Source organism: Planctomycetia bacterium (assembly GCA_034440135.1).
Taxonomy (GTDB): domain Bacteria; phylum Planctomycetota; class Planctomycetia; order Pirellulales; family JALHLM01; genus JALHLM01.
Genome location: JAWXBP010000133.1, coordinates 1 through 4,491, shown reverse-complemented (window position 1 = coordinate 4,491; position 4,491 = coordinate 1). Strand labels below are relative to the sequence as shown.

The window sequence follows — 4,491 nt, the reverse complement described above, 5'->3', positions numbered from 1 at the left end:
TCGGTCACGAATCCGCGGAAGGGAACATGAGCACTACACTTTTCGACCGACCATCGGTAACCCGCCAAGCGCTGCACTCTTCGAGCGCCGTTTACATCTCGACGTTGATGAGGAATTCCACCCCGCCGGCGGTGCCTTGGACCAGTGCGCCGACTGGCTTCCAGGCGACGCGATGCAGGGCCAACACGCCGGGCACAACGCGCGTTGGCAACTCGGGAGGATAGACGTTAGAATGTGATTGCACGGAAATTCTCCTTTCGTGCTTCTGAGAACACGCCCCGTCCGCTCGCAACGGCTCGGGGTGCGCGCGGTTACTGGAAGAATTCCATGACACCCTCAGGGGTCCGCTTGCGACGCGGAGAAGGATCAACGACGGGCGACGTAGAACGGGAGCGCTCAAACGCTTCCAAGTCGCGGACGTCAATGAGATAGCGCGGGCGCTCGCCACGGCGGCTTACCGCGTCGATCGCCTTGAGTTCGCCGGAGCGAATCCAAGTCAGTACCTTCTCGGTACTGATGCCCCACAGTTTCGCCAGTTGCGGCGGGCTCAGCTTCGATCGCTCAACGATCGGCATTTGCGTCTTCATGTCCTGTCCGCTCCATATTGGGCCGACAGTCCACGAAAAAAGCGGCGCGGACGGCCAGCATTGATGTCCTTTCGGACAAAGTGCTGAGCCATCCGTGCCGCTTCAGCGTCACCTTCAGTACTCGTTCCCTGCCTGCAACGGCAAGATAATCAGGCGTTGCAGTACAAGGCTCGGGGTAGATTGTTCATGCCGGGCATCCTGCGCCGCTGTGTAATTAATACCAACTTGGGCTTCTATCGTCAACTATTTTTGTGTGTGTCCTACTTCGCCCGTTTCGTCGGCTTGCCAAACAACCACTCGCGAACGTGGTCCGTCACGGCGACTAGGCGTTTGTCGCTGATGCGCTCGCGATAGACGCCCGCCATAGACGCGTCAGCGTGGCCCATGATGTACGACGTGGCCACCGGGTCGCCTGCTTCGTCGCCAATCGTCTGGAACACGTGTCGCAACGAATAGAAACCCAACCCGCTGCGATGCAAACCGAGCTTGAGCAGGATCTTGCGGAACTCTGCTGACACGGGGTTGGTTGACGTCCCTTTGGCCCAACTCTGCCCGTACTTCGTGACGAACAGCAAGCCGGCGTCAACGTCGCGTTTATGTTTCGGGCGGCAGGCAATCACGTCTCGAATCGCGAGAATCGACTCAGGCCATAGGGGGGCGCGGCGTGGCACTGCCGTCTTCGGACGCGGGTAGCTCAACCAGCACCCAACTAAATCGACCGAGTGCATTGGCAACGTGCCGACGTCGGAGTTGCCGTAGCCCGCGTTCAGCGCGAGCAACATCATGGCGCGCAGTTGGGTGCCTGCTGCATCCAGGAGGAGCCGCAAGTCTGCCGGTTCAAACATCCTCGGTCCCTTGGAATGCCGCTCCTGACGCAGCACCTTGCGGCTAGGACGCTTGAACGCGGAACCGTATCTGATCGGCCTATCCAGCAAAGCGGCGTCGTAGGCGTACTTGAACAACACGCGCACGCGTTGAATCTCATTTCCGAGCGCCACAGGCCCTAGCGTTTTCGACAGCGACGCACGCAAATCTTCGAAGTCCGCCGGCATGACGTCGTCCAGCCTACGGTCCTTACCCATGGCTTGAATGACGCGATCACACACTCGGTGGTAATCGGCGAACGACCGGGCGCTCAGCTCCAGGGTGTCAACCAGGTGTTGCTTGGTGGTCAGGAACCGGTTGCAAAGGTCGCGGACGGTCGGCCCATCGAGCGTTTCCGGGGGGCGACGGCCTGCGAGCAGATAGTCCTTCTCCGCAAGCCATTTTGCCAGTGCCGCGCCCGGGTCTCGCCACGGTCCGAAGTAGCACAATTTGCCGCGAACCTTCTTAGCCCAACGGCCCGTCAGATGTGCAAATAGGGGGAAGTCCGCGTGCGGTTTGGCCGGCTTGCCGCCCGATAGATTGCTGGTATCTTTACGCATGTTCTGGCTGACTGGGGTGTGGCTGCAGGAGTCACAACGGGTGTCGCTAGCATGATAGCAGTGAACACCGGACAGGCAACAAACCCTTACAGCAGCAAGACTTGGCGGCGTAGCTCAGTTGGTTAGAGCAGCGGAATCATAATCCGCGTGTCGGGGGTTCGAATCCCTCCGCCGCTAACTGGATAAGCGGTAAGGAGTTGCAAACAGATTACCCAAAGTAGCGCAGCGGAACAGTCATCCGCTGCGCTCGGCCGGTCAAGGCAACCGACGTCGAGCATCTCAGTTCACCGGCCTCGGGCCATGCTCCACGCGGGATCGCCGGGTGCTAGTAACGCCCGACGGTCGGCTTTGATCGGCCGAGCGCGGCGTCCTTCACGCCTCGAAACTAGTTTCGAGGCCCGGCGAGTTTTAACTTTTCCGAAAGGGCGTGCCATGCGTGCAATGGTTCTCTTGGCCCTGATGTTCGCTGGCGACGGCGAGGTGGACTGGGTTCGCACCAAACCTGCGGAATGGCCGGAAAGCTATCGCGAGCGGACTGCCGCCTGGCGCAAGGAAGAGTTGCCGCGCCAACAGGCCCGGTTCAAAGAAAGCCAGACGAGACTGCGGCAGAACCGAGCGAATCAGAAAGCGCGCGAGCAGTTGGAGTACGCCAAGGCCGCCATGGCGGCAATCAAGAGCAAGTCCCGCCCCCTGGAGCCAATGATCTACGGCGCGGATCGATTTGGCCAAACTCACGAAATGACAAAGGGTTCAATCGGCCGCTTTATGCACAATCCGGAGACGACGACCTACCGCGTGGAGCAGATCCTTGGCGCGGAGGCCGCGCGCATTCAGGTAATCGAACATTGGAAGGTGTTTGTGGGCGGAGGCGGAGGCAGCGCGGGCACGTTCAATGCCGGCGCCGTCGGCGGATTGGGTGTACCCAGCGGCAGAATGGTGGCTGAAGATCGAAACGGGCCGCACTTCATTTTGTCCGGCATTGACACGGCCGGCTGGATCGACGGCCAGGAAGTCGTGCTCGATGACATCTACGAATGCACGGGCAACGAGACGTACGCGACGGTGATCGGTGGCTCGAACACGATCCTGTCCGTACGCCGCATCCCGAAAGATTCAAAGTAACTACAACCTTCGCAACTTTTCTGGAGCATGGCATGCCCGACGAAAAGGACATCCGGATGTTTATCGAAGTGAATCCCGCACCTCAGCCGCCCCCAGATCAGCAGATCACCGAATCCGATAAGCCGGACGGCGACTGGATCACTAAGGGCGCCGCCGGACCGAGCGAAGAGTAATTCAGATCAGCCCCTAACTCAAGCTGCGCCCATAGGATGAGGGCTTGCAAACTTGGCCGGCATTGAGACTAGCCCAAAAACTTCACGGAGGGTGGAATGACACAAACGACCAACAATGGCGGCAGGGAATCGTCCCCGCCGCCGGCGCAGAAATCGCAAGCACCGGCGCCACCGCCGTCGTCGCCACCTCCGCCACCCCAGTCGAAACCGGGGGGCGACTGGATCCAGAAGGGGGCGCCGCCACCGGATCTGAAGACCTAGCGATAAAGGATGGCGACTGCTGTCGCGATTGCGCCAATGAGAATGGCCAAACTGCTCGCGCGTACCCAAAGCACTTTGATCAATAGCACGCGTTTCGCCTGGACATAGCTGATGTGAAGATCGCCGGCAAGGATCAGCTTAAGTCGATCTGCGGGCCAGTCCCGGTGCATCGCTCCATAGTCGATCAGGCTGCGCGTCGTCATGGGAAGGCGAAACTTCTGCGGCCAGTGAATCATCAGTGCGGTCAGCATCGCGGCTAAGAGCGCACCAGCTGAGATTGCTAACCAAACACTCGTTTTCAGCTGCAGCCAGCCCACTACAGCGAAGAGCGCTGCGGCAAGTCCGCCGGCTACGGTGAAATGCGAGTTGGCTTTCGCATCAACCTCCTGGCACGCAGTGTTGATATCTTGCCATCGCGCGCTGGCGTGTTCGAGGAACACGTTGGCGTGTTCTGGTGGGCATCTATCAAGCGCTTGGTACCAAGCGGCGTCATCAGGCCTATCGGCGGTCATTGTCGCTTCACCCAGGTCTGCGCGGTTGGTCCGCCCCACATTCTATCCGGGACGCGTCGCGTGTCGGAGTGGAATCGCGCGGTTTGCAAATCGCTGATTAAGGGCCGAGATTGCATCGCCGGCACCTCGAATTATGCTGTGGCCTTTGGGGGTTGGGCGCGGGGTGGGCTTGTAGCGCTGCGCACAGGCTCCTGGTGCGCGATCGGGCGCGTGCGCGAAAAAATCTTTCCTACTCAGGCTTGCAAAGTCGGCCGCCGCGCGCATAATCCTGCCCTTGGTGAACGTAGTCGCGGATCGTTACTAGCGATCGGCGGCTGCACAGCCGGTTGAAAAATAACACGGTAAGTCTCATGACGCTGGCGCTGCACTCTTGCTGCGCCCAGTCGCTCACTTAACGAAGCATTTGGTCTTC

6 protein-coding genes and 1 tRNA gene are annotated in these 4,491 nt (G+C 59.9%); 3 read left to right on the top strand and 4 right to left on the bottom strand.

Annotation, left to right across the window (positions count from 1 at the left end):
- Positions 1–91 precede the first annotated feature (91 nt).
- The 3 genes from SGJ19_07600 to SGJ19_07590 all read right to left on the bottom strand — a co-directional run bounded on the left by SGJ19_07600 (position 92) and on the right by SGJ19_07590 (position 2,011).
- Complete coding sequence (locus SGJ19_07600) at positions 92–244, bottom strand: hypothetical protein (protein ID MDZ4780098.1); 153 nt, start codon at positions 242–244, stop codon at positions 92–94.
- 67 nt (positions 245–311) lie between these two features.
- The gene (locus SGJ19_07595; GenBank protein ID MDZ4780097.1) at positions 312–587 is read right to left on the bottom strand and encodes a helix-turn-helix domain-containing protein; all 276 of its coding nucleotides are present in this window, start codon (positions 585–587) and stop codon (positions 312–314) included.
- Positions 588–847: 260 nt separating this feature from the next.
- Positions 848–2,011 carry a tyrosine-type recombinase/integrase gene (locus SGJ19_07590; protein MDZ4780096.1) on the bottom strand — a complete coding sequence of 388 codons (1,164 nt, stop codon included), beginning with the start codon at positions 2,009–2,011 and terminating at the stop codon, positions 848–850.
- Between the two features lie 103 nt (positions 2,012–2,114).
- Here SGJ19_07590 and SGJ19_07585 point away from each other — a divergent pair.
- The 3 genes from SGJ19_07585 to SGJ19_07575 all read left to right on the top strand — a co-directional run bounded on the left by SGJ19_07585 (position 2,115) and on the right by SGJ19_07575 (position 3,306).
- A tRNA-Met gene (locus SGJ19_07585) sits at positions 2,115–2,188 on the top strand.
- 255 nt (positions 2,189–2,443) lie between these two features.
- Complete coding sequence (locus SGJ19_07580) at positions 2,444–3,133, top strand: hypothetical protein (protein MDZ4780095.1); 690 nt, start codon at positions 2,444–2,446, stop codon at positions 3,131–3,133.
- A gap of 32 nt (positions 3,134–3,165) precedes the next feature.
- A complete protein-coding gene (locus tag SGJ19_07575; GenBank protein ID MDZ4780094.1) occupies positions 3,166–3,306 on the top strand; it encodes a hypothetical protein in 141 nt (46 codons plus the stop codon).
- 257 nt (positions 3,307–3,563) lie between these two features.
- On the opposite strand, the gene SGJ19_07570 is transcribed toward SGJ19_07575, so the two are convergent.
- Positions 3,564–4,079 (bottom strand): hypothetical protein, encoded by a 516-nt coding sequence (locus tag SGJ19_07570; GenBank protein ID MDZ4780093.1) that lies wholly within the window; start codon positions 4,077–4,079, stop codon positions 3,564–3,566.
- Positions 4,080–4,491 lie beyond the last annotated feature (412 nt).

Excerpts from the sequence above, each read along its gene's own strand:
- SGJ19_07595 (MDZ4780097.1), bottom strand. The coding sequence starts at position 587 with ATGAAGACGCAAATGCCGATCGTTGAGCGATCGAAGCTGAGCCCGCCG.
- SGJ19_07590 (MDZ4780096.1), bottom strand. The coding sequence starts at position 2,011 with ATGCGTAAAGATACCAGCAATCTATCGGGCGGCAAGCCGGCCAAACCG.
- SGJ19_07580 (MDZ4780095.1), top strand. The coding sequence starts at position 2,444 with ATGCGTGCAATGGTTCTCTTGGCCCTGATGTTCGCTGGCGACGGCGAG.
- SGJ19_07575 (MDZ4780094.1), top strand. The coding sequence starts at position 3,166 with ATGCCCGACGAAAAGGACATCCGGATGTTTATCGAAGTGAATCCCGCA.
- SGJ19_07570 (MDZ4780093.1), bottom strand. The coding sequence starts at position 4,079 with ATGACCGCCGATAGGCCTGATGACGCCGCTTGGTACCAAGCGCTTGAT.